We start from the raw sequence: 26988 nt of genomic DNA, 5'->3' as shown, positions 1-26988 counted from the left end.
CGACCGTGGGCCGTGGCCGTGGGCCGTGGACGACTGCTTGTGGGAGCTGGTCGGGTCGTTGCTGCCGCCTTGGTCGGAGGAGTCGCCAGGTCCGTGGCCAGTGGAAGAGAGCCCCGGTGTCCGTCGTCGCAGCGTGCATCACTCGCCGCCCCCGTTGCCGCTGCTCCACAGATCACGTCCGTCCTTGGCTATGGCGACGTTGCCGTCCGCGCGGAACTCGAGCAGTGAGCCGCCCTCGGGATACCCCGTGTTGGTCGCCCATACCGGCTTGTCGTCGGCGGTGTAGACGACCAGGTTGCCGTCCTCCTGGAACACCGCCTTGTAGTTCTCCCCGGACGTGTCGGAGGCCCACCGGCGCCCGTCGTCGCTGTAGGCGACCAGGTTGCCGTCCTCCTGCATGGCCAGCTTCACATGGGCCGTCTGGAGGAAGTCACCGGTCTCCAGCGTCTTGCGGGCGCGGACCGTCATCGTCTCCGGAAGCCCTGCGACCGTATCGGTGCTGAACAGGTCGCGGCCGTCCTTGGTGATGGCGACATCGCCGTCGGTGCGGAGTTCGAGGACCGCACCCTTGGAGGGGCCGGTGTTCGAGGACCACACCGACTCATGCGCGGCGTTGTAGACGATCAGGTTGCCGTCCTGTTCGAAGACCGCCTCGTAGTTCTCCCCGGAGGTCTGGGACGCCCAGGTGGGCTGCTCCTTCTCGTCGTAAGAGACCAGGTTGCCGTCCTTCTGCATGACCAGCCTGACGTGCGCTGTCCGGAGGGACTGGCCCGCCTCCAGCACCTTGCTGCCACGCACCGTCAGGGACTGCGGCAGCTCCTTGCCCCCCGAAACGCTGCCGGAGTCGCTGTGACTCCCGGACGCCTTCGGATCCTTGGCGTCAGCGGTCGAACCGTAGCTCTGGAGAGCGATGACCGTCGCCGCGCCGACCGCGACGACGGCCACCGCGCCGACGCCGAGGAACGGTGTGCGGCGGTACCAGGCCGGTCGTGCGCCGGGCGCGGACACGGTCGCGGACGAACTGGCCGGATCCGCGTACGTCGGAGGCGGCAGGAACCGCGTACCGGCGGCGACGGTGGGAGCCGGGTGCGGGACGGGTGCGCCACTCGGGGCCGAGGGGGCGGGCACAGTGGGATGTGCGCCGGGCGGCAGGGGGCCGGCACCGGCGACGGACGCCGTGTCATCCCCGGACAGCGTCGACGCGGTGATCCGCTGGTAGGCGGGGTGCCGCACGACGTCGCTCTGGCTCTCGCTGGCGTTGTCGCTGTCGCACAGTTCCACGATGCGCTGCGGATCGGGACGGCGAGCCGGGTCCTTGTCGGCGCACGACCGGATCAGCCGAGCCATGTCCTCGGGAACACCCGCGAGGTCCATCTCCTCGTGCACAGTCCGGTAGGAGACGGCGGCTGCCGAGCCATGGCCGTACGGCGCCCGTCCGGTGAGGCAGTAGGCCATGGTGACGCCCAGCGCGAAGACGTCGGAGGCCGGTCCGGTCTCGCCGTGGGTGAGGGTCTCGGGCGCGATGAATCCGGGGGTGCCGATGGCGGCACCGGCCAGGGTGATGTCGGCCATGGCCTCGCTGCGGGCGATACCGAAGTCGATGAGCTGGGGTCCGGTGGCCGAGAGGATCACGTTCTGCGGCTTGATGTCACGGTGCAGCACGCCGTGTACGTGGATGTCGGCGAGCCCCTCGGCGAGAGCCGCCAGGACGGCGCGCGCGAGGTCGACCGGGAACGGCCCGGAGGTGTCGACCGCGTCGGCCAGCGTCGGTCCGGGCACGTACTCGGTCGCCATCCAGAAGGGCGGGGTGCTGACTTCGGCGTCGATGAGGGCGGCCGTGAACGCGTTGCGGACGGTGCCCAGCGTCTCCACTTCCCGCCGGAACCGGTCCAACGCGCCGCGATCCGCCTGCAGATGAGCGTTGACGACCTTCACCGCGGCGGGGCGCCCGCCCGGCGTCCGTCCGAGGTAGACGCTGCCCATCCCCCCGGATCCGAGCCTGCCGAGCAGCCGATAGCGACCGATGTGTGTCGGATCGGACTCTTCCAACGGGTGCACCTGACACGCCCTCCAGGCAGGTCGAACGCAGGGATCCGTACGGCACGGATCGCGACAACGAGGCTGGTGCCCAAGACCCCCGCGCCGGAACGCCGACTTCGGCGCCACCAGCGGTGAGCGCGCAGGTCCCGGCCGCGCGATACGGCGCCGATTCCCTGTTGGCCTGCGGTCCTTCGACCCCGCCCCCAAGGGCGAAGCTTATAGGGACTTCGCCTGCCCGCCGCACCGCACGGGAGGCCGCACGCGGGGTCGTATCCGGGCGCGCTGTTGTCGTTGCGGTGCCACGGTGTCCGATGAGTAATGCCGCCATGCCGGGTCTACCGACAAGTCGGACCAGTTCCGAGCTCGTGTCCGGCCCGGCCGCGCGGTTCCAGGACGAATGGAACACAGGCGGTGCGGTGCTCGCAGGACGACGCACTGCCGAGCTCATGGATCACTGGGGCGGCGATCACGGTGGCCTCCCGATCTTCGTGCCCAGTCACCGCCCGCCCGGCCCCGCCGCCCGTTGCGGCTATCCGTTGGTGACCTACGTGACCTACGTGACCGACGGAATCGACAGCGCGATCGCGCAGGCCAAGGCCGCCGCCGGGGACAAGGACGTGCAGGTGCGTGGCGCGTACACGGCGCGACGCGCGCTCGCGGCCGGGGTGCTGGACGAGGTGCAGATCCATCAGATGCCGGTGCTGCTCGGTGAGGGCCGTCGCCTGTTCGACGTCTTGCCGTCGCAGATCGAGTTGGAGATCACCCGGGTGATCGACACGCCGGTGGCCACTCACATCCGCTACCGCGTTCGCCGCTGAGGTGGGCCGACCAGTACGGGTCGCCAGCCCTGATGCCCGAGCAATGCACCGCACCCTCAGTCACACGTCGGCAGGGTCAATCCCTCATGCCCGTGAACTGGCGAATGAGGTGGTCGACGACATCGTTGTAGTGGTGGCGCTGTCGGTAGGCGGCTCGTTGGCGGTCGGCTCCGTTGCCTTGACCTGCGAGGCGGTGGCGGGCGGCGTCGGCGAGGGTGAGGTCCTGAGCGGGGAGGGCGGGCAGGGCCGTCTCCCATAGCTGGGCGAGTGCCTGGGCTGCGGGGCGGAGGCGGCCGGAGTCCAGGTCGATGCTCTGTCCCCGTACGCCGTCGCGGGCGGCGCGCCAGTACGCGGCGCGCAACATCTCCGGCTCCGGCCGCGGCGCGGTCTGCCCCTGACGTACGGCCGTCAGGGCCGCGCAGGCCAGGCCCTTGACGGCAGCGGCCAGCAGAAGCGTGTCGTCGGGGGAGGACGCGGCGTCGACGACCCGGACTTCGAGCGTCGGCACATGGTGGGAGGGCCGGATGTCCCAGTAGATGCCGGAACGGTCCATGAGGGTGCGGTTGGTGATGAGCCGGCCGACGAGGTCCTCGAAGTGGGCGGTGGACTCGAAGTAGGGCGGTGGTCCGGCCACGGGCCAGCGTGCCCAGGTCAGGCTGCGCCAACTGTCGTAACCGGTGTCCTGCCCCTCCCAGTACGGTGAGTTGCCGCTCAGGGCGAGGAGCACGGGCAGCCAGGGCCGCAGGTGATTGCTGACGGCGAGCGCGGTGGCCAGGTCGGGCATCTCCACGTGGATGTGGCAGGCACACACCGTCTGTTCATGGTCCAGCGCGCGGAAGGTGGCCAGGCTCTGCGCGTACCGCTCGCCGGCCGACAGGGGCGGGGGCGTGTGCTGGCCCAGGACGGGCGTCCCGCTGGAGATGATGCGCAGGCCCAGCCGGGAAGCGGCCTGTGCGACGACGTGCCGGAGGTGGCGCAGATCCTCGCCGAGGGCGGCCAGAGTGGCATGCGGGTGGGTACGGACCTCGACCTGATAGCGGGTCAGCTCGGTACCGACCCGGGGCCCCAGCTCTGCCGCTGCTTCGGCGACGACCTTGTCCGCACGGGTGCTGAGCTGGCGGGACATCGGGTCCACGACGAGGTACTCCTCCTCCGCCCCGACCAGCACGCCGGGCGAATCGGCGTCACGGCGGTGGGAGGCGGCACCGCGCGGCTGCCCCGGGGCAGGGCCGGATGTCCGCTTCTGACTCTTCATAGCGACCAGAGTGTCACCTACGGTCACTGATCGGGATGGTCCTGTCCGACGCCCTGGATGTGCGCGGGTGGTTCGGGGGGGGGCGAGTCTTGGCCTCATCCTCAGGTGCACGCGCGGACTGGAATGGGAATACGGCTGGAAGGGTGAGCCCGCCGCGTGCTTGCATGACCTTCATGGTGTCTGCTGACCGTCTCCTCGCCTTCGCGGCCATGTCGTTCCTGCTGATCGTCATTCCCGGCCCCAGCGTGCTGTTCGTGATCGGACGGGCGCTCGCGCGGGGGCGCCGCGCTGCGCTGACCACAGTCGTGGGAAACACACTCGGCGCCTATGCGCTGATCGTGGCCGTCGCATTCGGGATCGGGGCGGTGGTGGAACGCTCGGTTCTCGTCTTCACGGTGCTCAAGCTGGTCGGCGCCGCCTATTTGGTGTTCCTCGGTGTCAAAGCCTGGCGTGAGCGTGGGTCATTGCAGGCGGCGGTCAGCGGGGCAGGGGGTGCGCAGGGCGGCCTGCGGACGTTCTGGGAAGGGTTCGCCGTGGGCGTGACCAACCCCAAGACCATCGTCTTCTTCGCCTCAGTACTGCCGCAGTTCGTCGACCGCGGCCAGGGACATGTCGCGGTGCAGATGCTGCTGTTGGGCCTCGTCTTCAACCTCATTGCTGTGGCGTCCGACCTGGTGTGGGGGATGGTCGCGGCGACTGCCAGGGACTGGTTCGCGCGTTCGCCGCAGCGGCTTTCCCTGGTCGGTGGGGTGGGCGGGCTCACCATGATCGGGCTGGGCGTCACCGTGGCCGCGACGGGCCGCAAGGACTGATTCGCCCCAGCCGGTCGATGAGCATGGCGGCCGGGTCGCGCGCGTGCTCGGCACGCCCACGTCGTCACCGGGTACGAGGCCGAGACGGGGACGGCTGGCCGACCTCTTCGTCTTCGGGTTCACCCCAGGTCGGCAGTGATCTGCTTGATCGTCGCCTCGAATGGGGAGCCACCGGACCCGCTGATGCGCTTGTCCGAGGTGTGGTCCGCCACTTGTGGTGATCGTGCAGAGAAGCGCCGGACTCCTCCGGCGAGTCTGGCCCGGGGCGCGCGCACCATGAGACTGGCGCCAGACGGGGCGGCCTGCACGCGGCAGCGTGCCGACCGCCGAACCCTGTCGGCCCGTCATCGTCCGAGGAATCCAGATGCGTCTGCGCAAGCGCGCGATAGCCGCTGTTTTCACGAGCACCGCGGTCTTCACCGCCCTCGCCCCCAGGCCATGGCCGCCCCCATGCTGTGCGTCGGCGGCTGCTTGATCGTCGCTCGGCCGGTGTCGCGTGGTCGACAGTGCTGCGCTGTGAACGAAGTACGACCCCAAGGCGCGGGGTCGCTCTCCTCCTTGCTGTAGAACGTTCGGCGGCCCAGAACGGATCACACCGCTGCGGCTTCCTTCACGGCGTGGGACACCTGCGCGCGCAGCTCGGCGAACTCACGCGAGGCGCGCAGTTCCTCGGCGTCGATGTCGCCCCGCGGCAGGGTGATCGGCAGGTCGAGGGCCACGGTGCCCGGGCTCTTGGTCAGTACCACGATGCGGGAGCCGAGGAACACCGCCTCCTCCGCCGAGTGGGTCACGAAGACCGCGGTCCGCCCGGTCCGTTCGGTGACCCGGCGGACGTCCTCCTGAAGCCGCTCGCGGGTCAGCGCGTCCAGTGCCGCGAAGGGCTCGTCGAGCAGGAAGAGCGGGTTCTCGGCGGCGAGGGCCCGGGCGATGGCGACGCGTTGCTGCTGACCGCCGGATATCTCCCAGACACGCCGCTTCTCGGTGCCCTCCAGACCGACCCGGGCCAGCAACTCCGCGCGTCGCTCGGCCCATTGGGCGCGGTCCACACCCGCGTACCGCAACGCCAGGTCGATGTTGCCCCGCACGGTCCGCCACGGGAACAGCCGCGGCGTCTGGAACACCACCCCGGCCGCGGCGCCGGGCCGGGGTTCGGTGCCGGAGACCCGCACCTTGCCGTGTGTGGGCTGTTCGAACCCGGCGATCAGCCGCAGCAGCGTGCTCTTGCCGCAGCCGGAGGCGCCCACCAGGACGAGGAACTCCCCGGCCGGAACGGTCAGGTCGACCGGCCCGACGGCGGTGAAGGCCTCGCCGCCCCGGCCGTACTGGTGGATGACGTGGTCGAGTCGGACGGAACCGGCGCGCGCGGAGTCGGCCTCGTCCGCGGTCTGGATGAGCTCACTTGAGGACATCGGGCAGCCCCTTGAGGTAGAACGCCTTGCGGACGACGTCCTCGGTCGGTGCGGCGTCGATCTGCTTCTGGTCGGCCAGGAAGCGACCGGTGTCGGTCACGTAGGTGAGCAGCTTGCCCGGCTTGCCCTCGGTGCCCAGCCAGTCGGCGGAGACCACCTGTTCCGGGGTGAGGAAGACTCCCTGCGCCAGTTGTGCCCTGGCGTCCGCGGCGCTGATGCCGAGCTCGGCCGCGACAACCTCGACCGAGCCGTCCGGATCGGACTTGAGCAGGCGCAGCGCCTCCGCCTCCGCCTTGCGCCAAGCGTCGATTGCCTGCGGGTCCCTGGCGATCAGGTCGTCCGATACGACGGCCAGGTCGAGGGTCGGCTTGCCCGCCGCGCCGATCTTCTTGCTGCTGGTGAGCTGGGTGCCGGTCTTGCGCAGCTCGTCCAGGGTGGGCAGCCAGACGTAGGCGGCGTCGATGTCACCCCGCTGCCAGGCAGCGAGGATCGGCTGGGGCTGCAGGTCGATGAGATGGACGTCGGACGGCTTGAGACCGGCTGCCGCCAGCGCGGCCAGCAGGCTGTAGTGCGAGGTGGAGGCGAAGGGAGTGGCTATCTTCTTGCCCTTGAGCCCGGCCACGTCGGTGATGCCGCTGGCTTTGCGCGCCACCAGGGCCTCGTTCTCCCCTGCGACGTCGAGGATCCACGCCACCTTGTAAGGGATGGGCGAGCTGCCGGACACCCCGCGGGCGAACGGGCTGGAGCCCAGCGCGGCGATGTCGAGGGACTTGCCGATGAACGCCTGGTTGACGCTGGCGCCGGAGTCGAACTTGATCCAGGTGATCTTATAGTCCGGCAGCGCCTTCTCCAGCAATCTCCTCTTCTTCACGATCAAGTCCCCACTGGGGAAGGCGAAGTAGCCGATGCGCAGCCGCTTGGAGCCGCCGGACGCCGACGCCTCACTGTCGGAGGAGCAGCCGGTGACGGCCGCGGAAACGGCGGCCAGGGCGCCGGCGAGGAGGAGTCGGCGGGTGGGGCCTTGGGGGAGACGGGACATGGCGGAGCCGTTTCTGTGCAAAGGGAGGGGAGCGCTACGGATACGAGTACGGGTATGGGTTCGGGTACGAGTAGGGGTACTGCTGGTTCTACGCGCGGCCGCGCCACGGCACGGCGGTGCGTTCCAGCCGCAGCAGCAGGCCGTCGATGATCAGCCCTGAGACGCCGATCGCGATGATGCCGACCAGCACCACCGGGGTGTTGTTGTAGTTGGCGGCGTCCTTGACCATGCCGCCGATGCCGGGCAGGCCGTTGACCAACTCGGCGGCCACGAGGGAGGAGTAGGCCACACCCACAGCGAGCCGGACCCCGGTGAGGGTCTCCGGCAGGGCGGACGGCACGATGACGTCCTTGACGACGTCCCACCGCGACGCGCCGAGCGCACGGGCGGCCTCGACCAAGCTCTTCGGTACGGCGGCGACGGCCGTCGTGGTGGAGACCGCCACGGGCGGGAACGCGGCCACCGCCAACAGCGTGACCTTCGGCTCCTCGTTGATGCCCAGCCAGATGATGAGGAGCGAGAAGTACGCCAGCGGGGGCAGCGTGCGCAGGAAGGTGATCCAGGGTTCGAACAGCGAGCGCAGCCAGCCGACGGTGCCCATGAGCAGTCCGAACAGCACCCCGAGTGCGATGCCGATGCCGGCTCCGACCGCGATGCGCCGCAGGCTGATACCCAGGTGCTCGATGAGGTAGGTGCCGTTGTAGCCGCGTACGCCGTCGTGCGTCGTGGATACGTCGATGAACGCGTCCCACACCTTGGCGGGCGGCGGAACCAGCGTCTCGCTCCACGTTCCGCTCGTCGCCAGGAGCTGCCACAGGACGAGGAACAGCAGGAGCGAGCCGAGCGGCAGCGCGACATGGCGTACGCGCGCCCTCAGGCTCCCTGCGGACGAGCGAGACTCGGGCAGCACATCGACAGGCGTCGCGGCGTGATCAGGCTTGGACAGACGGGAAGTCGTGGACACGAGGCGGCCTCCATGGCACGCCGGGACATGAGCAGCCGCCGTCGACGGACATGGGCGGCCGGCCCCGAGCGAAAATGATGCTGAACGGAATGGACAGGCGCCCGGCGAGGAAGGATGCCGGGCGCGTCAGAAAGGCCGGGTCAGCAACAACACGAGGCCGGGCGTCGGCACAGGTCGATGACCAGGCGTCGCACCAAGGGCTCGGGAATCATGGCCCTTTTCTACAGCACCCGGGGCGCTTCACCAAGAGGCTTCCAAGGACTGGGAAGCCCCGTAGACATCAGCTCCGCTCGTGCGGAATCTTCTCACCTGCCTCGATCGCGATCGGCAGCCGGTTCTCGGCGGGCGGCAGCGGGCAGGTCGCGAAGTCGGTGTAGGCGCACGGCAGGTTGGTGGCGCGGTTGAAGTCCAGCACCACGGTGCCGTCGGGCCCGGGCGGGTCGAGCTGGAGGGCGCGGTTGGCCGCGTACGTGGTCACGCCGGACGTGGCGTCGGTGAACAGCACCATGAGGCTGCCCGGTGCGTGCCCGTTGAACGCGGTCAGCTCCAGAGCGCGGCCTTCGATGTCGAAGCGGACCCGGCCGGGGGCGTCGTAGACGTGCTGCAGCCCCTCGACCGCGGCGCCCACGGTGGTCGGCCGCGGCTCGGGGAACGGGATGTAGGTGCCGGTGACCGCCCAGCGCCGGTCGGGCGCGTACGCGGGTGTTCCGGTGAACGCGGTACGCAGCGGATGCTCCGGGTGCCGCGGCCGGATCACATCGTGGCCGCCGCGCTTGGCGACCTCGATCACCGCATCTCCCCAGACGGCGTTGACGCCGCCGCGTTCCGGGATGACACCGAAAGCGTGCCGTCCACGCACCGTGGTGCCGTCGACGACAAGTTCCTCTCCCTCGTCGAGCACGACGGTGACACCGTCGTCGTCCGCCGACCAGGTGCCGGGCGCGTCGGGGAAGCGCTGGGGGTCGGTGGTCAGCCAGTGCAGGCCGGTGACGGCGAGGAATCCGTGCTCGTGGGCGAGGGCGGAGTCCTTCTGTCGGTGCCACGCCTCCCATTCCGTGGCGAAGGCGTCGGCCTCGGTGTCGGTGGCGGTGGCGACGGAGGATTCCTGGACGGTCATGTGTACTCCTGCGGAGGATGGCGCTGTCGGGCAGCGGGGGAGAGGAGAAGAGGGGCAAACAGGCCGGTACTGTCCGGTGCGCCCAGCGACATGGGCAGCCGCAGCAAGGGTCAGCGCGATGCGATGAAAGGTGAAAGGCGGGGGCTTGCCGGGCGCCGGAGGACCGAGTCAGCTCACGGCGGGACAACCCGTGGTGGTGACACGCACGTAGTCAACGTGGCGGCGGGTCACAAGCACGGTCATGGAGTCAGGTAACCACACAGGGGCATGCGCGCGCCAGATCGATCCGATCGAAGGGTGACCGGCTCGACCAAGCGGCGTCTGACGCGCGAAAGTGCGCGGCACGCAGCGGAGTTGCGTACATGCAGCCGTGTTGCGCCGGGCGGCGCGGACCGGCGTGATGGACCCGGCACCGCCCGATTGCCCTGGTCATCGGAGGGTTGGCCGCTCACGGCACGTACCAGTTCATCACCCGCCGCAGGTGAGGCGCCCGCCTGCCCAGTGCGGAACGCTTGGTACGAAACAAGCGCACGGCGGCGCTGCGCGCCCTGTCCGAGCCCCGAGCCGCCGTGAAGCGCTGGACCGAGCAGGGGGGATCGTGTGAGCCCGTACCCGCCCATCGCGGAGCATGGCATCGTCGGTGATCTCCAGACCGCCGCTCTGGTGTCGTCAGGCGGAACCATCGACTGGTGGTGCACGCCCCGCTTCGACTCGCCGAGCATGTTTGCTTCCCTGCTGGACAGTGAACGCGGTGGGTACTGCCGGCTCGCCGCGGAGCCCCGGAACGGAGAGGACGTGACGGTCCGGCAGCTGTATCTGTCGGACACGGCGATCCTCGTCACCCGGTTCATGGTCGCGGGCGGAGTCGGCGAAGTGGCCGACTTCATGGTGCCCGTAGCCTCACCTGCCCCGACCGATGTGCACCGTGTGGTGAGGGTCGTGCGTGTGGTCCGGGGCACCATGCCGTTCGCCCTCACGTGTCGGCCCCGCTTCGACTACGGCAGGGCGCCGCACACGCTCACGCAAACCGGCGAACGCTTCGCCCTCTTCCACGGCCCGGACCAGGACCTGCACCTCCAGTCCACCACCGGCATCGTCCTCCAGCCCGACGGCAACGACATCACCGCCCGTTTCACCCTGTCCGCCGGGCAGGCAGCCGCCGTGGTGCTGACCAGCACCGCGAGCGGCCGACCCGGTCCACCGCCCCCCTCCTTGGAAGGGGCCGCCGACGAGCTGGAGACGTGCCGCGCCTTCTGGCTGTCGTGGCTGCGTTCCTGCACGTACCGGGGCCGCTGGCAGGACATGGTGAACCGCTCGGCGATCACACTCAAGCTGCTCACCTACGCCCCCACCGGAGCACCCATCGCCGCCGCCACCATGGGCCTGCCCGAGCAGATCGGGGGCGAGCGCAACTGGGACTACCGCTACACCTGGGTGCGAGACGCCTCACTGTCCGTCCGAGCGTTGATCGATCTCGGTCTGCACGAAGAGGCGTACGCCTTCCGCCACTGGCTGCGTGAGCGCATCGAACTCGCGGGCTCCACCGCGACGGGCCCCTTGCAGATCATGTACCGCGTCGACGGTGACCCTCACCTGTCCGAAGAACTCCTCGACCATCTGGAGGGCTACCAGGGCTCCCGGCCGGTGCGCGCGGGGAACGCGGCGGCCTCCCAGTTGCAGCTCGACATCTACGGCGAGGCGGCGGACGCCCTGATCGTCGGCGGTGACATAGGCGCGATCCGGGGCTGGAAGGCGCTCAGCGACGTACTGGACTGGCTCGCCGAGAACTGGGACCAGCCCGACGAAGGCATCTGGGAGACGCGAGGCGGGCGGCACGACTTCACCTACAGTCGGCTGATGACGTGGGTGGCCTTCGACCGCGGCGTCCGCGCGGCCACCGAGTTCTCCCGCCCCGCCGACATCGCGCGCTGGACCATCGCCCGGGACGCGGCCTTCCGCCAGATCGTCGCACGCGGCTGGAGCCAGAAGCGGCAGGCGTTCGTCCAGCACTACGACACCGACGTCCTGGACGCCTCGCTCCTGCTCATGCCGAAGGTCGGCTTCCTCTCACCCCGCGACCCGGACTGGATCAGCACCTTGGACGCCATGGACCAGGAACTGGTCAGTGACAGTCTGGTCTACCGCTACGACCCCGGAGCATCCCCGGACGGCCTGCGCGGCTCGGAGGGAACCTTCAACCTGTGCAGCTTCCTCTACGTCGAGGCGCTCGCCCGCAGCGGCAGGCTCAACCAGGCCCGCCACGCCTTCGACAAGATGCTCACCTACGCCAACCACGTCGGCCTCTTCGCCGAGGAGATCGGCCCCTCGGGCGAGCAACTGGGCAACTTCCCGCAGGCTTTCACCCACCTCGCCCTGGTCGGGGCGGCCATGGCCCTCGACGAAGAGATGCAGCGGCCGAGGACCAGCCCTCCACACCACGGACGCGAGCGCACCCCATCGCAAGGGATCACCGCGCCCGACGAGTGAGCCCTGACAGTCACAGCCCCGGCCCGGCCAAGCCGCCCGAGTGCCCGCGCAACAAAGTGGCCCGCGGCGTCCAGATCGACGCAACGGATGAGCGGTTGGCCGGACAGACGCGCACGATGGTGGGAGGCTGTGGGTGTCCCTCGGGCGCAGCGGCCCCGGGGACCCGCGCCGAGCGGGGCGTGCTGCTTCGCTCGTCGGTGCGTGAGATGCCCTTCGGACGGACGCGGGGTCGCGGGAAGCCCCGTCAGACGGTCGACACCCGAGGGGCCGGTGCTGGAGCCGTGTAGTCGGCGATACGGCTCCAGCCGTCTCACCGAGCGCGGTTCGGGGACGGGAACCTCGCGGGGGCGGCATCGAGCCATCGACCCGTCTGCGCCGAGCGTAGGGGCGGGACCCCAGGGGACCTTGGCAGCGCGGCCTGGTCACCCAGGTACCGCCCATGGCCGGCCAGCTCACCGAGCAGCGGCGACCTCGACGTCACCGCCGTCGCCCAACTCCCGTTGCGGCTCCGACGGGGCGGTGACGCCCCTCACCGACATGCCGCCGGGCATGTAGGCATTGGGTTCCTTTTAGGTTCCTCCTGAGGCCACCGGCACAGGCTGGGGCCGTGAACGCAGACCTGAGCGCAGACACGGTGACGGACGGCGCTGCGACGCGGCGACCGGTTCTTCTGGAAGTGGGTGCCCGGTTCGGGCTGCGCGAGCGGCCGTGGGCGGAGGTGGTCGACAGCGGTGCCGTCCGCTGTTACCTGATAGAGCCCGATCCCGAGGAATGCCGACGGCTGAGGCGCAAGCACCCGCGAGCGCTGGTGCGGCAGGTCGCGCTCGGCGCGGAGACAGGGCCTCGGCCCTTCTACGTGACACGCCATCCCGCCGTCGCCTCCCTGCGGCGCCCCAACTGGGACCTGCTCGGCCAGTACGCGATCCGGTCGTGGTTCGAGATCGAGCGCACCACCGACATCCACGTGAGCCGGATCGACGAACTGATCGAGGCGGGCGAGCTGGAGCCGTTCGACTTCCTGCACGTCGATGTCCAGGGCTTCGAACTGGAGGTGCTGCGCGGCGCCGGAAACCATCTGCGGCATGCCACGGGCCTGAAACTGGAGCTGCACCCGGTCCCGCTCTACGCGGGCGAGTCGTCGTTGTTCGAGGTCGGATCCTGGCTCGCCGAGCTCGGCTTCCGGATGATCGGACTTCAGCAACAGGGCCCGTACGAGGCCGATTTCGTCGAGGCGAACTGCTTCTTCGTGAACCGGGGCCAGGCGCGGACCCCCGAGCGGCGGCGGTTCGAGGAACTCTTCGTCGAACGGCACGGCCTGCGCCCGGCCGGCCAACCCGAGCTCGACATCGCCCACGTCCACCGGCGCCTGCGCGAAGTCGAAGCGGAAAAGCTCAAGGACTCCCAGAACTGAGGTAAGCAATGGTGCACACGCATACCCCCCGGGACGAGACCTCGCCCGCGATCCGGCTGGCGCTCCAGGTCCTGTTCGGCGACTCCTTCGCCGACGGCGCGGAGCCACTGTTCGTCAAGTCCCTGGAAACGCAGCCCGAGGCTTGGGCCTCCGCTCTGAAGGCCATCTGGGCCATCACCGGCGGCACACCGTTCGGGCTCGGTGCCCTGTCGGGGCAGAGCCCGTCCGCCCCCACCGCACTCGCCACAGCGGCGGAGCCCACCGCCCTGTCGGCAGCGCCCGCCGCGCCCGCTGCGGCCTCGCACGACGCGCGCCCTTCCACCGTCGAGGTCTTCGACCCGGCCGCATCCGACGGCCCGGAGAGCGGGACGGAGAGCGGGACGCAGCGCGAGACCCCCTGGTCCTACGAGGAGGTACGGGACGAACTCGTCGCCCTCCTGGAGGAGTTGACCGGTTATCCGGCCGATGTGCTCGACGAGGACGCCGACCTGGAGGCGGACCTTGCCATCGACTCCGTCAAGCAGGTCGAGGCGCTGGTCAAGGTGCGCACCAAGCATGAGCTGCCCTTGGAGGACGACTTCACCATCCGCGACTACCGCACCATCCGCAAGGCGGCCACCTATCTGACCGAGCGGCTCAACGGGGAACGGGCCGGGGCCGCCTCGGCCGTCCGATGAGCCGGTTCACCGGCAAGGTCGCGCTCGTGACGGGGAGCAGCCGCGGGTACGGGCGGGCGATCGGCCGCGCCCTGGCCGCCGAGGGCGCCGTCGTCGTCCTCAACTCCTGCCGCAGCGCCGTCGACGGCCGGGCCGCCGCCCGCGAGATCACCGCGGCCGGCGGCACGGCGATCCACGTCACGGCCGACGTCGGTGACGAAGGCGGCGTCGCGGCACTCGCGGCCGTCGTCGAGCGCTCGTACGGCCGTCTCGACATCCTGGTCCACAACGCCGCCCGTGGCTACGAGCGCCCCGTGGACGCCACCACCTGGCCGGAGTTCGAGGAAGCGATGCGCGTGAACACCTACGCCCTCATCGCGCTCGCCCGCCATCTGCGCCCCCTCATGGCGGAGGGGGGCCGGATCCTCTACGTCTCCAGCCTCGGCGCCGATCTGGCCCTCGCCGGCTACGGGGCGATCGGCGCCGCCAAGGCCGCCAGCGAGGCCGTCGTCCGCTCGCTCGCCCTGGAATGGGCTCCGCGCATCCAGGCCAACGTCATCCGGCCCAACATCATCTCGACCGTGTCGTTGCGGTCGTTCTCCTGGTCCGACGCGCTGTGGGCGGTCTTCGACGAGGAGTCCCCGCTGGGCGTGCCCGACATGGACCAGTTGGTCGACGCGGCGCTGTGGCTGTGCGGGCCCGAGTCCCGGTACGTCACCGGCCAGGTCGTCAGCGTCGACGGCGGGTTCTCCGCGTCGCTGCACCGCAAGGGGCTGACGCTGCCGGCGGCCCACGCACAGAACAACCATCCGTGAGGGGGAAGTGACCATGCCACGGCCGTTCCGTCCGATGGCGATCGTCGCGGCGACCGGGTTGCTGCCCGGCGCACGTGACCTGGGGGAGTTGTGGCGCGCGTTCGAGGACGAACGCACGTCGATCGGCCCGGCGCCGGACTCCTGGCTCGATCGCTCCGTCCACCACGACCCCGACCCCGCGGCCCGCAACAAGTCGTACTCAGAGACCGTCGCGCTGATGCCGCCCTGGGAGTTCTCCTCGCCGCCGCGGCTGCCGCCCAAACAGCTCGCGGGCCTGGACCCCACGCACCGTCTGGCCCTCGAACTCGGCGGACGCGTGGTCTCCGCCCTGGAACAGACCTGGCTGCCCCGCGAGAGCACCGGGGTCTGGGTCGCCAACGTCGCCGGCACGCTCACCACACAACTGCGGATGGTCGCCTACCACGCCAGCGAGCGCTGGACCCGGGCCGCCTCCCGCGTGCGGCCCGACCTCGCCCCGGCCGTCGAGGAGTTCCACCGCTCCTTCCAGGAACGGCACCCCCACCCCCGGGAGGAGGCCGCGATCAACGGCAACATCCTGCCCGGCCGCATCGCGAACTTCTTCGACCTCCAAGGCCCGCAGATGGCGGTGGACGCCAACTGCGCCAGCTCCCTGGCGGCGCTGCGCAGCGCCTGCCTGACCCTGGAGGACGGCGGCTGTGACGTGGCCCTGGTCGCCGCGATCGGCGTACAGCTCCCGGAGCTGATGGTGGTCTCGGCCAAGGCCCGCGCCATCGCCTCCCGCCCGTCCTTCCCGTTCGACCGGCACGCCGAGGGGTACGTCCCCGGCGAAGGCGGTGTGATGGTCGCGCTGGTGCGGGCGGAGGACGCACGGCGCCGGGGGCTGAAGACCCTAGGGGTGATGCGTTCCATCGGGACCAGCGTCAACGGCCGGGGCACCGCGCCATGGTCCCCCTCCGAGGAGGCCGAACGGCTCGCCGTCGAGCGGGCGTGGGCCGAGGGCGAACTGCCGCCGGACGCACCGGTCGACTACATCGAGGCGCACGGCACCGCGACCCAGGTCGGCGACGCCACCGAGCACGCGGCGATGCTCGCCACCTACGGCGCCCGGCCCCGACCGCACCCCATCCCCTTCGGCTCGATCAAATCCATGGTCGGCCACACGGTGGAGACCGCCGGCCTCGCCGGGCTGCTGCGTGCCCTCTACGTCTTCGACCGTGACCGGATCCCGCCCAACGTCGGCGTGTCCGATCCCGCGGGCTACGTGGGGGAGCACGCCGACCGGCTGCGCCTGGCCGTCCACAGCGAACCGCTGCCGCCACGGGAGGGGCCACGCCGGGTGGTCGTCAACAGCTTCGGCGTGGGCGGCGTCAACTTCCACGCGATCCTGGAGTCCGGGCTCCCCGAGGACTCCGCGGAGCCTCCGGTACGGCGGGACCGGGAACCGATCGCCGTGGTCGGCATGTCCGCCGTGATGCCCGACGCGCCGGACGCGAAGGCCGTATGGGACCAGTTGCGCTCCGGCACCGCCGTGCGCACCCCGCTCGCCGAGCACATCCCCGAGTTCGACACCTTCCACAGCCACGACGTCTCCGACCGCGACCGCACGGTCTGCCCGGCCTCGGCGGTCGTCGACCCGCCGGTGCTGGCCGAACCGGCGCGCTGGCGGATCCTGCCCCACCGCGCCGGCCACATGTTCGGCGACCATCTGCTCCTGCTGAACGCCGCGTCCGCGATCGTCGCGGACGAGACGGTGCCCTCGTCGGCCGACGTACGGGTCAGGTCGGGCGTGTTCGTCACCGACATCCTCGACAGCGACAGCCGCAACGCGCTGCTGCGCGTCCTGGTGTTCGAACGCTGGCGCACCGAACTGCGACGCCACCTCGCCGACCGGGGCGCGGACGGTGCGATGGACGAGATCCAGCAGGCGCTGACCGACGATCCCGCGCTGGGCCTCGGCAGCGTCACCGAGGACGCCTCCATGGCCGGACAAGGCGTGCTGGGCGCCACCCGCGTGGCCTCCGGTCTCGACCTGCGCGGCACGGCCGTCTCCGTCAACTCGGCCTGCGCCTCCGGACTGGCCGCCCTGATGACGGCGGTCCAGGAACTGCGCGCGCACACCTTGGACTTCGCCCTGGTCGGCGGCGCGAGTCTCGCGGTGGACGAGAGCAACCAGGTGGCGCTCTCGGCGATCGGATCGCTGTCGCCGAACGGACGCGGACGCCCCTACGACGCCGCGGCCGACGGCTTCCTCATCGGCAGCGGTGCGGCGTGGTTCGCGCTGAAGCGGCTGGCCGACGCCGAACGTGACGGCGACGAGATCCTGGCCGTGGTCCGCGAGTGCGGCGGCACCAGCGACGGGCGCGGCCGCAGCATGCTCGCGCCGAGCCTGCGCGGCCGGCAGCAGGTCGTCCGGCGCACCTACGAACGCGCCGGACTCGACCCGCGAACCGTCCAGTACGTCGAAGGGCACGGCGCCGCCAGCGCGCTCGGCGACGCCTCCGAGATCCAGGTCGTCGCCGAGGAGATGGCGGCGCCCGGCAGGCCCGTCATGGTCGGCAGCGTCAAGGGCAACTACGGCCACCTCAAAGGGCCGGCGGCCTTCGCCGGACTGGCCAAGGTGATCCTCTGCCTGCGCCACCGCACCCTGGTGCCCACCCCCGGGCTCACCACCCCCGGCGATCTGGCCGGCGTCCGCGACGGCAGGGTGCACCTCGTCGACAAGACCACCGACTGGCCGGAGAACGGCGGCCTGCCGCGTCGAGCCGGACTCAACGCCTTCGGTCTGGGCGGCACCAACTACCACGCCGTGATCGACGAGTACGTCCCCCCGGCCCCCGGACGACGGCCAGGCACCGGGCAGATGCGCGTCTCCGCGGACTCTGCCCCGCAACTGGCCGACCTGCTGGCGGAGGCAGCCGCCTCGGCCGACCGGGCGCCGCAGCGGGCGGAAGCCGCCGACGGGCCGTGGCGGGCGGCCGTCGTGGCGCCCGGCGACCGGGCCGCGCGGGCGCAGGCGCGGCGGCTGGCGGAACAGATCAGGTCCGCCGCGCCCGACGCCTGCGCCGACTTCGGCGAACTGGGCGTCTGGGCCGGACCACCGGTGCGCACCGGCCCGGTGGTGATGCTGTTCCCCGGGCAGGCCGGAGCCCAGTTCTTCGAGACGGTGGCCTGGCTGGCCACGAACCTGCCCGGCGGCCCCCGCCTCCTGGGAGACCTGGAGGACGTGCTCAAGGAGCCAGGACGGACCCTGCGCAAGGCGCTGACCAGCGGTGACATCGCCGACCTCGGCGCGCTGCGGTCCCGCTCCGGTACCTCCCAGGTCCTGGGCCTCGCCGCCGCCGAACTGCTGCGCGGGCGCTTCGAGCGGCGCGCCCCCGACCTGCCCCGGATCGCGCTGGGACACAGCGCCGGAGAGTTCGCCGCCCTGGTGGCGGCGGGTTCCCTCACCTTCCGCGACGCCCTGCTGCTGTGCTGGGAGCGCGGCCGGTTCGCCGAGGAGGTCACCGCGGGCGCCCGCGGCCTCATGGCCGCCGTGTTCGGCGGGCCCGACGAGGTCGCCGCACTCATCGGCGACACCCCCGACGTCCATCTCGCCACCGTCAACGGGCCCGCGTTCTGTGTCGTGGCGGGCTGGGCGGATGCCGTGGAGGAGACCCTGGCGCGGGCCGAGAGCGCGGGCATCTCCACCACCCGGCTCGACGTCACGCTGCCGTTCCACACCCCGCTGCTGGCCGACGCGGTGCCCGAACTGCGCGCCCTCCTCGACCGCGTGCCGGTGGCCGCACCCCGTATGCCGGTGTACTCGGCGGTCCTCGACGGCCCCTATCCGGCCGAGCCCGACGCCGTACGCGACGCGATCACCCGCCTGTACGTCGAACCGGTCCATCTGGACCGCCTCGTCGAACTGGCGGCGCGGACCGGCGCCCGCCGCTTCGTGGAGTGCGGCACCGGCCGCTCGCTGAGCCGGTCGGTCGACGCGGTGCTGAGCGGGACACCGCACTTGGCGCTCCCCGGTCTGTCGAGCCCGTCGAGCGGATTCGACCGGCTCGACGCGGGACTCTGGGCCGCGGGCCTGAACACCGAAACGGCCACCCGCCCGGGTACCTCGCGGCCCGTGCCCGGGGCGGCCGGTTCGGGATCGGTCTCCTCGCGATCCGTGCCCGGGGCGGCCGGTGCGGGATCGGTCTCCTCGCGATCCGTGCCCGGGGCGGCCGGTGCGGGATCGGTCTCCTCGCGATCCGCGCCCGGGGCGGCCGGTGCGGCACCGGGTACCTCGCGGCCCGCGCCACGAACACCCGATACGGCACCGGGTACCTCGCGGCCCGCGCCACGAACACCCGATACGGCACCGGGTACCTCGCGGCCCGCGCCACGAACACCCGATACGGCACCGGGCACGTCCCGCCCCGCGCCACGAACAGCCGATACGGCACCGGGCACCTCCCGACCCGCGCCACAAACAACCGGTACCGCACCGGTCTCGCCCGAGTCGCCCGTACGTGACCAGAGCGTCCCCCTCAGCCAGAGCGGGTCCGGCGCGCCGCGCACGTCCGCCGCAGCTCCTGACTTCCGCCTGTACACCCCCGTTCCCGTGCCCGCCACCCCGTTCGACGGAGCCTCCTGGCAGGGGGTGCCCGTGGTGGTGGCCGCCGCTCGGCCGGGTCCTGAGGCCGCTCATATCGCCCGGGCGCTGGCGCGGGCGGGCGCGGTGGTCGAGGCCGTCGGCGTGCGCGAACTGGTCGGCGACCAGGCGGAGGGCGCGCTGCGCTCGGCACGCGACCTGGCCCGCTCGATGGCCGAACCGGCCGGCCCGCGCTGGCTGGTGTGGGTCTGCTGCGACTCCGGTCCGCACGCGCCGGACGGCGGTGTCGCCGCGGCCCGCACCATGGCCGAGCTGGCCTGCCTGCGCGCGGTCACGGCCGGACTCGCCGAGGGCTGGGAGCGCTTCGCGGACGGTGGCGCGCTGTTCGTCACGCGCGCGGACGGCAGGCTCGGGACGACCGAGGCGGTCATCGACCCGTCGGCCGGCGCCCTGGCCGGTCTGTCGAGGGCCCTCGGCCACGAGTGCCCGACGGCGAGCACGGTGGTCTACGACCTCGCGCCCGCCACCTCGCCGACGGTCGCGGCGCAACGGATCGCCGACCTCGGACGCCCCCCGCGCGGGCACCACGAACGGGGCCTCGACGGCGACGCACTGTGGCGCGCCGAGCTGACCCCTCTGCCGCTGACACCAGCCCGGTCACCGTCGTCCGCCTCGTACGGCGGCGGATTCCTGGACGACCTGCGGCGCCCGGACGCGGCCGTCCTGGTCTCCGGCGGAACCACCGGCGTCATGGCGCGGCTGCTGTGCGCGGAGGCAGAGCGGCTGGACGGCCCCCTTCCCGGCCGACTCGTCCTCCTGAGCCGTACACCCGCCGACGACAGCGGTCCGCCACCGGATCGCGGGACGGCGCTCCGGGCCTGGCGCCAGGAACATCCCGGCCGCTCCCTGCACGACTTCGAGGCACACTTCGGCCGCCTCACCAGGGCCCGGGAGGCCCGTGCGACGCTGGACCGGCTGGCCGCGGCCGGGATCACCGTGGAACACGCGGTGATGGACGTCACCGACGTGCGCGCCGTGCGGGCCCTGGGCGAACGGCTGCGCCTGGCGGGGCTCTCGGTCCGTACGGTCGTCCACGGCGCCGGCGTCGAGCGGTCCCGCCGGGTCACCGACAAGCCCGCCGAGGACTGGGAGGCCACCGCCGCCACCAAGATCGTAGGGCTGCACGCCCTGGTGGATGCGGCGGGTGACGACCTCGGTCTGCTGGTGGCGCACGGGTCGGTGTCCGGCTCGCTCGGGCTGCCCGGGCAGACCGACTACTCGGCCGCCAACGAATACATGGCCAAGGCCCTGACCCGGATCGCCGCCGAACGTCCGCGCGTACGCGTGCAGTACGTGGGCTGGCCCGCCTGGGACCGGATAGGCATCGCCGCCGCCCCCGAGATCAAGCGGCGGCTCCAGGGAGCCGGGCTGCGCTACCTCGATCCCGACACCGGCACCCGCTGGGCGGAGACGATCGTCGCGCGGGCGGACATCCTGCCCACGCAGACCGTTCTGCTGCCCTCGCCGCTGCCCCCGCAGGCCGACGGGCACGCCGCACCGCACGACCCGCCGACCGCCGCGTGGTGGCTGGTCGACACGGTGAGCCGGCACGGGCGGCGCGCCGTCGTACGGCGTCGCTACGACACCGCCGGTACGCGGGACCAGGAGCTCGGCGACCACCGGGTCCGTGGCAACATCAGGCTCGCCGGTGTCCACATCGTCGAGCAGTTCGCCCAGGCGTACGTGGCCGCTTCCGCCTCCGCCGTACCGGACCGGCTGGAACTGTGTGCGGTCACCTTCCACCAGGGCCTGGTCATCGGCACCGACGGCCGCCGTGACTCCTGGGTGGAGGCCGACTTCGACGACGACGGATCGGCGCGGCTGACCCTGCGCACCGCGCCCACCCTGCGCGGCGGTCTGCCCGGCCCCGGCTCCGTCACGGTCGCCACGGCCGTCGCCCGGACCGTGCGGGACACACCGCCCGTGCCCAGTGCCGACCTGGCGCCCGGTCGCCCGGTCGCGGACGTGCCCGACGCGGTCGCGCTCGCCGCCCGGTACGGGATCGCCTACGCGGGCCGGTTCGCCACCCCGGTGACGGTCCTCGACCGGCCGGGACCCGACGTCGTGGCCGAGTTCGACCCCGGACCGCCCCCCGACCGGCGCGGACGCTGGATCAGCGACCCCGCCGCGCTCGACACGGCGGTGCGGACCGTCGCCGCGGCCGCCGCGCGTGTCCCCGGCGAGCACGGGCTGCCGTCCTCGATCGGCCGGGTGCTGCTCTTCCCGGCCCGCGCCGAGGACACCGGCACCGCCCGCCGGGTCCGTGTGGCCGTCCGGTCCGGCGGCGGCTACGACCTGCTGCTCACCGATCTGTCCGGGGCCCCGGTCGCCGTCGTCGAGGCGCTGCGGCTGACGCCACCGGCCGACTCCCCGCTCTCCCACCGCAACGGCGTATCCGGAGGACAAACGGCATGACCGAACGCGTACTGATCACCGGAGGGACGGGCTTCATCGGGCACGCCCTCGTGGAACGACTGTCCCGGCGCGAGGACACCGAAGTCGTGGCGGCCGACCTGCCCGCGCCCGTGCTGCCGGCCGGAGCGACCGAGGAGACCCGGCGGATCGCGCTGCTGCGCAGGGCGCGCGTCGCGGACACGGCCCCGGTGGCCGAGCTGGACGTGCGCGACGGCGACGAGGTCGCCGCGCTCGTCGCGGGCTTCGAGCCGACCGTCGTGGTCCACCTGGCCGCGGTGGCGGCCGCCACCGACGCCGCCCGCGACGAGGAACGGGCCCGCAGCGTCAACGTGGGCGGGCTGGTCAACGTACTGCGGGCGCTGAGCGGCCGGCCCACCCGGCTGGTGTTCATCTCCTCCAGCTACGTCTACGGCGACTTCGAGACCGACACCCCCGACGAGCGGCACCCGCTGCGCCCGCGCGGCGCCTACGGGGCGACGAAGTTCGAGGGCGAGCAGTTGGTGCGCACGGCCGGTGCGCTCGACGGCCTGCGGAGCGTGATCGTACGGCCGTCGGCCGCCTACGGGCCGTTCGACTCCAACCGCCGGGTGGTGCAGACCCTGATCGAGAACCACCGGCAGGGCGGCGTGAGCACGGTGCGCGGCGCGGACGGAGTGCTCGACTTCACCTACGTGGCCGACCTCGCCGCGGGTCTGGAGCTGGCCGCGTTCCAGCCGTCGGCCGTGGGCCGCACCTTCAACCTGACCACCGGCAAGGGGCGCAGCCTGCGCGAGCTGGTCGACATCCTGCGCCGGCACCTGCCCGGGCTGCGGGTGGAGGAGGCGCCCGCCGACGCCGAGCGGCCCCGGCGCGGCACGCTCGACATCGGGCACGCCCGCATGCACCTGGGCTTCCAGCCCGCCTGGGACCTGGAGTCCGGAGTCAAGAGCTACCTGGAGTTCTACGACACGGTGGTGGACGAGGGGACACGGCGGAGGGTGACGGCGTGACGAGCGTCCTGCATGTGCTGCCGCGCGACGACGGCCGCTTCCGCCACGTCGCCACCCTGACCCGCGCCCTGGCCCGCGAGGGCGTGCGCGGCGCGGTCCTCGTCGGCGGGGAGGCACCCGAGGAACCGGCCGGCGTACCCGTGCACACCTACCCGTGGCCGGCGCCGCTCGCGGACGCCTCCGCCGAGCACGAGGCCCTCGGCTGGGCCGCGTGCCTGCGCGCCCTCACGGCCCGGGCACCGGACCACGACATCGTGCACGTGCACGGACTGACGGCGCTGCCCTCGCTGGCCCGCATCGCGCGGACCCTCGTCGGTACGCCCTTCGTCACCTCCGGTACCGAGGTGGGCCTGGCCCGCGCGACCGCCGCCGACTACGGCGACGCGCTGATCGCCCCCTACCCGCGGATGCGCGGCCGGCTCGCCGACCTGGTGCCGCAGACGCCCGTCCTCCTAGTGCCCCACCCCTTGGACGCCGAGGAGCTCACCGAAGAACCGTGGCTGGGGAACGAGATCCGCTACGTCGGGCCGGTCGGCCGACCACAGTGCCCGCCCGCCCTGGCCACCGCGCTCGCCCGGGTCCTGGAAAAGCCTGTGCAGTCCCCGCCCGACGACCTGGCCGACGTCCTCGCGGACACCGGACTCCTGGTCGTCGCGGACGGCACGGAGCCCGCGGCCTTCCGGCTCGTGCTGACCGCCGCGGCCCGAGGTGTGCCGCTGGTGGTCCTGAACGGCGCGGACGACGAGGACCTGATGACGGTGCTCGGCCCCGACCACCCCGGCCTGGTGCCGAAGGGGGCGAGCGCGGAGACGGTCGCGGACGCGGCCCTCGACCTCCTGGGGTCCCCCGCGCGGCAGGCGGTCCTGGACACCGTACGGAAAGGGGTGCGCGACCAGTTCTCCACGGCCGGTGTCGCCTCCCGCCATCGCGATGTCTACCGGGCCGTGGCCGAGGGCCGGCCGCTGCCGGAGTGGCGCGGCGGACACCAGCGGATCCCGATGGCGTTGCCCGACATCACCTCGGCCGAGGTCCGCGCGGCGGCGCGCTCGCTGGTCTCCGGCAGGCTCAGCCAGGGGCCCGAAGTGGAGCTGTTCGAGGCGGAGTTCGCGCAGTGGCACGGCGGCCACGAGGCCGTGGCCGTCAACTCCGCGGCCTCCGCGCTCTTCGCGGCGCTGGTGTGCGCCGGCATCCGCGGCGAGGTCCTGGTGCCGAGCTTCACGTGGGCGACCACGGCCAATGTGGTCGTCGCGGCGGGCGCCACCCCCGTCTTCGTGGACATCGACGACGACACCCTCGGCATCGGCCCCGAGGCCGTGGCCGCCGCGCTCGGTCCGCGCACGGAGGCGGTGATCTGCGTGCACTACGCCGGACACCCGTGCCGCGTCGCCGAGCTGGCGGAGCTCTGCGGGCAGCACGGTCTGCTGCTGGTCGAGGACGCCGCCGAGGCGACCGGCGCCCGCCAGAACGACCGTCTCGTGGGCACCTTCGGCGTGGGCTGCTACAGCTTCTACGGCACCAAGAACATGACCACGGGCGAGGGCGGGATGGTCCTCGCCGACGACCCGGCCCTCGCCGCCCGGATCCGCACCCTGCGCCGGCACGGCATGCGGGCCGTACCCGGGTCGCCGTACCCGTGGCGCAAGGAGGCGGTGACCGCCGGGTTCAACTTCCGGATGCCCGAACCGCTCGCCGCGGTCGGCCGCCGCCAGCTCCACCGGCTGTCCGGCATGAACGCCCGCCGGCATGAGCTGGCCGAACGCCTCGACGGGGCGCTCGCCGCGTTCGAGGGCGCGGTACGGCCGCACACCGAGTTGCCCGGATTCCTGCACGCGTACCACATGTACGTCGCCCGGGTCCGCGACCGGGCGGTCCGCGACCACGTCGTCATGGCGATGCGCGCCCGCGGAGTCGACGCTTCCGTCCACTTCGACCCGCCGGTGCACGAGCAGGAGTTCTATCGCGGCCACCACCGGCTGGTGCCTGACCCGTTGCGCGTCACCGGCGAAGTGGCCGACACCGTGCTGACGCTGCCGCTGTACACGACGATGTCCGACCGCTCGGTGGACCGGGTCGCGGAGTCCCTGGCGCGGGCGCTCGACACGGCCGAGGCGGGAGGCGCGCCGTGAGCGAAGCGCCCCGACTGTGGCGCGGCCTGGCCTTCGCCACCCCGGCAGGACCCGTCGTGCTGCCCGCCCTGTGGGGGCGTACGACGGACCTGGTGGTGCATCTGATCGAGTGGGTGCAGCACCGGGTACGCAAGATCGCACCGGATGAGCGGTGGCTGCGGGAGCGCTACATGCACCGCTCCGTGCTGGAGGTCCTTGCGGAGGGGACGACGTTCTGCTGGGCGCCCTGCCCCGAGCGCACCTTCGTGGCGTCCGCGGTGCTCAACCAGCACGAGGTACCGCACCGCCTGGTGCTGCACGAACGGCAGGTGCCGGGCGCGGGGCCGCCCAGCACCCACATGGCCGTCGAGCTCGACATCGCGCGGCAGACGTACTGGTTCGACTTCTCCCGCTGGGAGTCCAAGTTCTGCACGGGACCGTACGCCTTCCGCGCGGACATCGAACGGACGATCCGGGTGCAGCGGATCGAGCTGCCCTTCGGCCCGGAACTGCTCGGCGTCCGCCCCGACGATCTGGTCCATCTGGTGGAGCCGGGCGAGTCCGACCCCGAGGCGAAGATCGACTGGTTCGTCGGGGACCTCGCCCACATGGACCCGCGTGTGCTGGAGGAGCGCCTGATCTTCAGCAACGCCGCCAGCCGCTACGAACTGCCGCCGGCCCGGGCGTGGGCCGGCGACCGGGAGGCACCGCGATGAGCATGCCGATCACTGTGGTGGGCACCGGATACCTGGGCACGGCCCACGGCGTCGGCATGGCCGAGCTGGGGCACGAGGTGCTCGGCGTGGACGTGGACAAGGACCGGATCGACGCCCTGAGCGAGGGCCGCGTCCCGTTCTACGAGCCCGGGCTCGCGGAGCCGCTCGCCCGCCATGTCGCGGCCGGGCGGCTGCGGTTCACCACCTCCTACGAGGAGGCCGCCGCGTTCGGGAAGGTGCACTTCCTGTGTGTGAACACCCCGCAGCGGCCCGGCGGCGACAGCGCCGACCTCCGCAACCTGCACGGTGCGGTGGACCGGCTGGCTCCCTTGCTGGACCGTCCGGCGCTGGTGGTGGGCAAGTCCACGGTGCCGGTCGGCACCGCGGCCCGGCTGTCCGCCCGGATCCTCGACAAGGCGCCCGCGGGAGCGGACGTGGAGCTGGCGTGGAACCCCGAGTTCCTGCGCGAGGGACATGCGCTGGCCGACACCCTGCGGCCGGACCGGATCGTCGTCGGAGCCGAAACACCGAACGCGGTGGCCGTGCTGTCGAAGGTGTACGCACCGCTGCTCGACGCCGACGTCCCGATGGTGTGCAGCGGCTTCGCCACCGCCGAACTGGTGAAGTCGGCCGCCAACGCCTTCCTCGCGACGAAGGTCTCGTTCATCAACGCGATGGCCGAACTGTGCGAGGCGACCGGCGGGGACGTCACCGAACTCGCCCGGGCCCTGGGGCACGACGCGCGGATCGGCGATCGGTATCTGCGCCCGGGCCTGGGGTTCGGCGGCGGGTGCCTGCCCAAGGACCTGCGCGCCTTCCGGGCCCGCGCCCGGGAACTCGGCAGCGGGCGCAGCCTGGCGTTCCTCGGGGAGGTGGACGGCATCAACATGCGCCGGCGCGAGCGCATGGTGGAACTGGTCCGCGAGGAGTGCGGAGCCGACCTGTCCGGGCTGCGCGTGGCGGCGCTGGGCGCCGCCTTCAAACCCGACTCCGACGACGTACGGGACTCTCCCGCGCTGCACGTGGCCGCGACCTTGCGCGCCCACGGCGCACGGGTGAGCGTCTACGACCCGCGGGCCAACGCCAACGCCGCACGGGTGTTCACCGGTCTGCGGTACGCCGATTCCGTGGAGCGGGCCGCCGCCGGGGCCGACGTGGTCCTGCTCCTGACGGAGTGGCAGGAGTTCCGCGATCTCGATCCCGGGCCGCTCGCGGAGGTGGTCAGCGACCGGGCCGTGATCGACGGCCGCAACGCCCTGGACCCGGACCGCTGGCGCGCGGCGGGCTGGCGCTACCGGGCCCTGGGGCGGTCGTGA

Annotated in this window: 17 protein-coding genes; 11 read left to right on the top strand and 6 right to left on the bottom strand. The window is 72.1% G+C overall.

What is annotated here, in order from left to right; all coding sequences use genetic code 11:
• Positions 1–138: 138 nt before the first annotated feature.
• Positions 139–2058, bottom strand: coding sequence for a protein kinase (locus ABZ877_RS35350; protein ID WP_361079894.1), 1920 nt, complete (start codon positions 2056–2058; stop codon positions 139–141).
• A gap of 293 nt (positions 2059–2351) precedes the next feature.
• Here ABZ877_RS35350 and ABZ877_RS35345 point away from each other — a divergent pair, with 293 nt between their 5' ends.
• Complete coding sequence (locus ABZ877_RS35345; RefSeq protein ID WP_361079892.1) at positions 2352–2858, top strand: dihydrofolate reductase family protein; 507 nt, start codon at positions 2352–2354, stop codon at positions 2856–2858.
• A 76-nt stretch (positions 2859–2934) separates the two neighbouring features.
• Here ABZ877_RS35345 and ABZ877_RS35340 read toward each other — a convergent pair whose 3' ends face one another.
• The gene (locus tag ABZ877_RS35340) at positions 2935–4113 is read right to left on the bottom strand and encodes a glutamate--cysteine ligase (RefSeq protein WP_361079890.1); all 1179 of its coding nucleotides are present in this window, start codon (positions 4111–4113) and stop codon (positions 2935–2937) included.
• 173 nt (positions 4114–4286) lie between these two features.
• On the opposite strand from ABZ877_RS35340, the gene ABZ877_RS35335 reads away from it, so the two are divergent.
• Entirely contained in the window at positions 4287–4925 is a 639-nt protein-coding gene (locus ABZ877_RS35335; RefSeq protein ID WP_361079930.1) for a LysE family translocator, read from the top strand.
• A gap of 590 nt (positions 4926–5515) precedes the next feature.
• Here ABZ877_RS35335 and ABZ877_RS35330 read toward each other — a convergent pair.
• The 4 genes from ABZ877_RS35330 to ABZ877_RS35315 all read right to left on the bottom strand — a co-directional run bounded on the left by ABZ877_RS35330 (position 5516) and on the right by ABZ877_RS35315 (position 9454).
• Complete coding sequence (locus ABZ877_RS35330) at positions 5516–6334, bottom strand: ABC transporter ATP-binding protein (protein WP_361079888.1); 819 nt, start codon at positions 6332–6334, stop codon at positions 5516–5518.
• Complete coding sequence (locus tag ABZ877_RS35325; RefSeq protein ID WP_361079887.1) at positions 6321–7373, bottom strand: ABC transporter substrate-binding protein; 1053 nt, start codon at positions 7371–7373, stop codon at positions 6321–6323. Before ABZ877_RS35325 ends, ABZ877_RS35330 begins: the two co-directional genes overlap by 14 nt.
• Before the next feature lie 88 nt (positions 7374–7461).
• The gene (locus ABZ877_RS35320; RefSeq protein WP_361079928.1) at positions 7462–8283 is read right to left on the bottom strand and encodes an ABC transporter permease; all 822 of its coding nucleotides are present in this window, start codon (positions 8281–8283) and stop codon (positions 7462–7464) included.
• Positions 8284–8617: 334 nt separating this feature from the next.
• The gene (locus tag ABZ877_RS35315) at positions 8618–9454 is read right to left on the bottom strand and encodes a DUF1684 domain-containing protein (RefSeq protein ID WP_361079885.1); all 837 of its coding nucleotides are present in this window, start codon (positions 9452–9454) and stop codon (positions 8618–8620) included.
• A gap of 600 nt (positions 9455–10054) precedes the next feature.
• On the opposite strand from ABZ877_RS35315, the gene ABZ877_RS35310 reads away from it, so the two are divergent.
• The 9 genes from ABZ877_RS35310 (at position 10055) to ABZ877_RS35270 (ending at position 26988) form a co-directional block, all read left to right on the top strand.
• On the top strand, positions 10055–11941 hold the full coding sequence (locus ABZ877_RS35310; RefSeq protein WP_361079883.1) for a glycoside hydrolase family 15 protein: 1887 nt from the start codon (positions 10055–10057) through the stop codon (positions 11939–11941).
• 607 nt (positions 11942–12548) lie between these two features.
• Positions 12549–13352 carry an FkbM family methyltransferase gene (locus tag ABZ877_RS35305; RefSeq protein ID WP_361079881.1) on the top strand — a complete coding sequence of 268 codons (804 nt, stop codon included), beginning with the start codon at positions 12549–12551 and terminating at the stop codon, positions 13350–13352.
• Between the two features lie 8 nt (positions 13353–13360).
• Positions 13361–14029 (top strand): phosphopantetheine-binding protein, encoded by a 669-nt coding sequence (locus tag ABZ877_RS35300; RefSeq protein ID WP_361079879.1) that lies wholly within the window; start codon positions 13361–13363, stop codon positions 14027–14029.
• Complete coding sequence (locus tag ABZ877_RS35295) at positions 14026–14823, top strand: SDR family oxidoreductase (protein WP_361079878.1); 798 nt, start codon at positions 14026–14028, stop codon at positions 14821–14823. Before ABZ877_RS35300 ends, ABZ877_RS35295 begins: the two co-directional genes overlap by 4 nt.
• A 13-nt stretch (positions 14824–14836) precedes the next feature.
• Positions 14837–21862, top strand: coding sequence for an SDR family NAD(P)-dependent oxidoreductase (locus ABZ877_RS35290; protein WP_361079876.1), 7026 nt, complete (start codon positions 14837–14839; stop codon positions 21860–21862).
• Entirely contained in the window at positions 21859–22851 is a 993-nt protein-coding gene (locus ABZ877_RS35285; protein WP_361079874.1) for an NAD(P)-dependent oxidoreductase, read from the top strand. The genes ABZ877_RS35290 and ABZ877_RS35285 overlap by 4 nt, the downstream gene beginning before the upstream one ends.
• Positions 22848–24977, top strand: a complete 2130-nt coding sequence (locus ABZ877_RS35280; RefSeq protein WP_361079872.1) for an aminotransferase class I/II-fold pyridoxal phosphate-dependent enzyme — start codon at positions 22848–22850, stop codon at positions 24975–24977. The genes ABZ877_RS35285 and ABZ877_RS35280 overlap by 4 nt, the downstream gene beginning before the upstream one ends.
• A complete protein-coding gene (locus ABZ877_RS35275; protein ID WP_361079870.1) occupies positions 24974–25672 on the top strand; it encodes a hypothetical protein in 699 nt (232 codons plus the stop codon). Before ABZ877_RS35280 ends, ABZ877_RS35275 begins: the two co-directional genes overlap by 4 nt.
• Positions 25669–26988, top strand: coding sequence for a UDP-glucose/GDP-mannose dehydrogenase family protein (locus ABZ877_RS35270; RefSeq protein ID WP_361079867.1), 1320 nt, complete (start codon positions 25669–25671; stop codon positions 26986–26988). Before ABZ877_RS35275 ends, ABZ877_RS35270 begins: the two co-directional genes overlap by 4 nt.

This window comes from Streptomyces sp. NPDC046939, from assembly GCF_040644575.1.
GTDB lineage: Bacteria > Actinomycetota > Actinomycetes > Streptomycetales > Streptomycetaceae > Streptomyces.
This window is presented reverse-complemented; position numbering and strand designations above follow the sequence as displayed.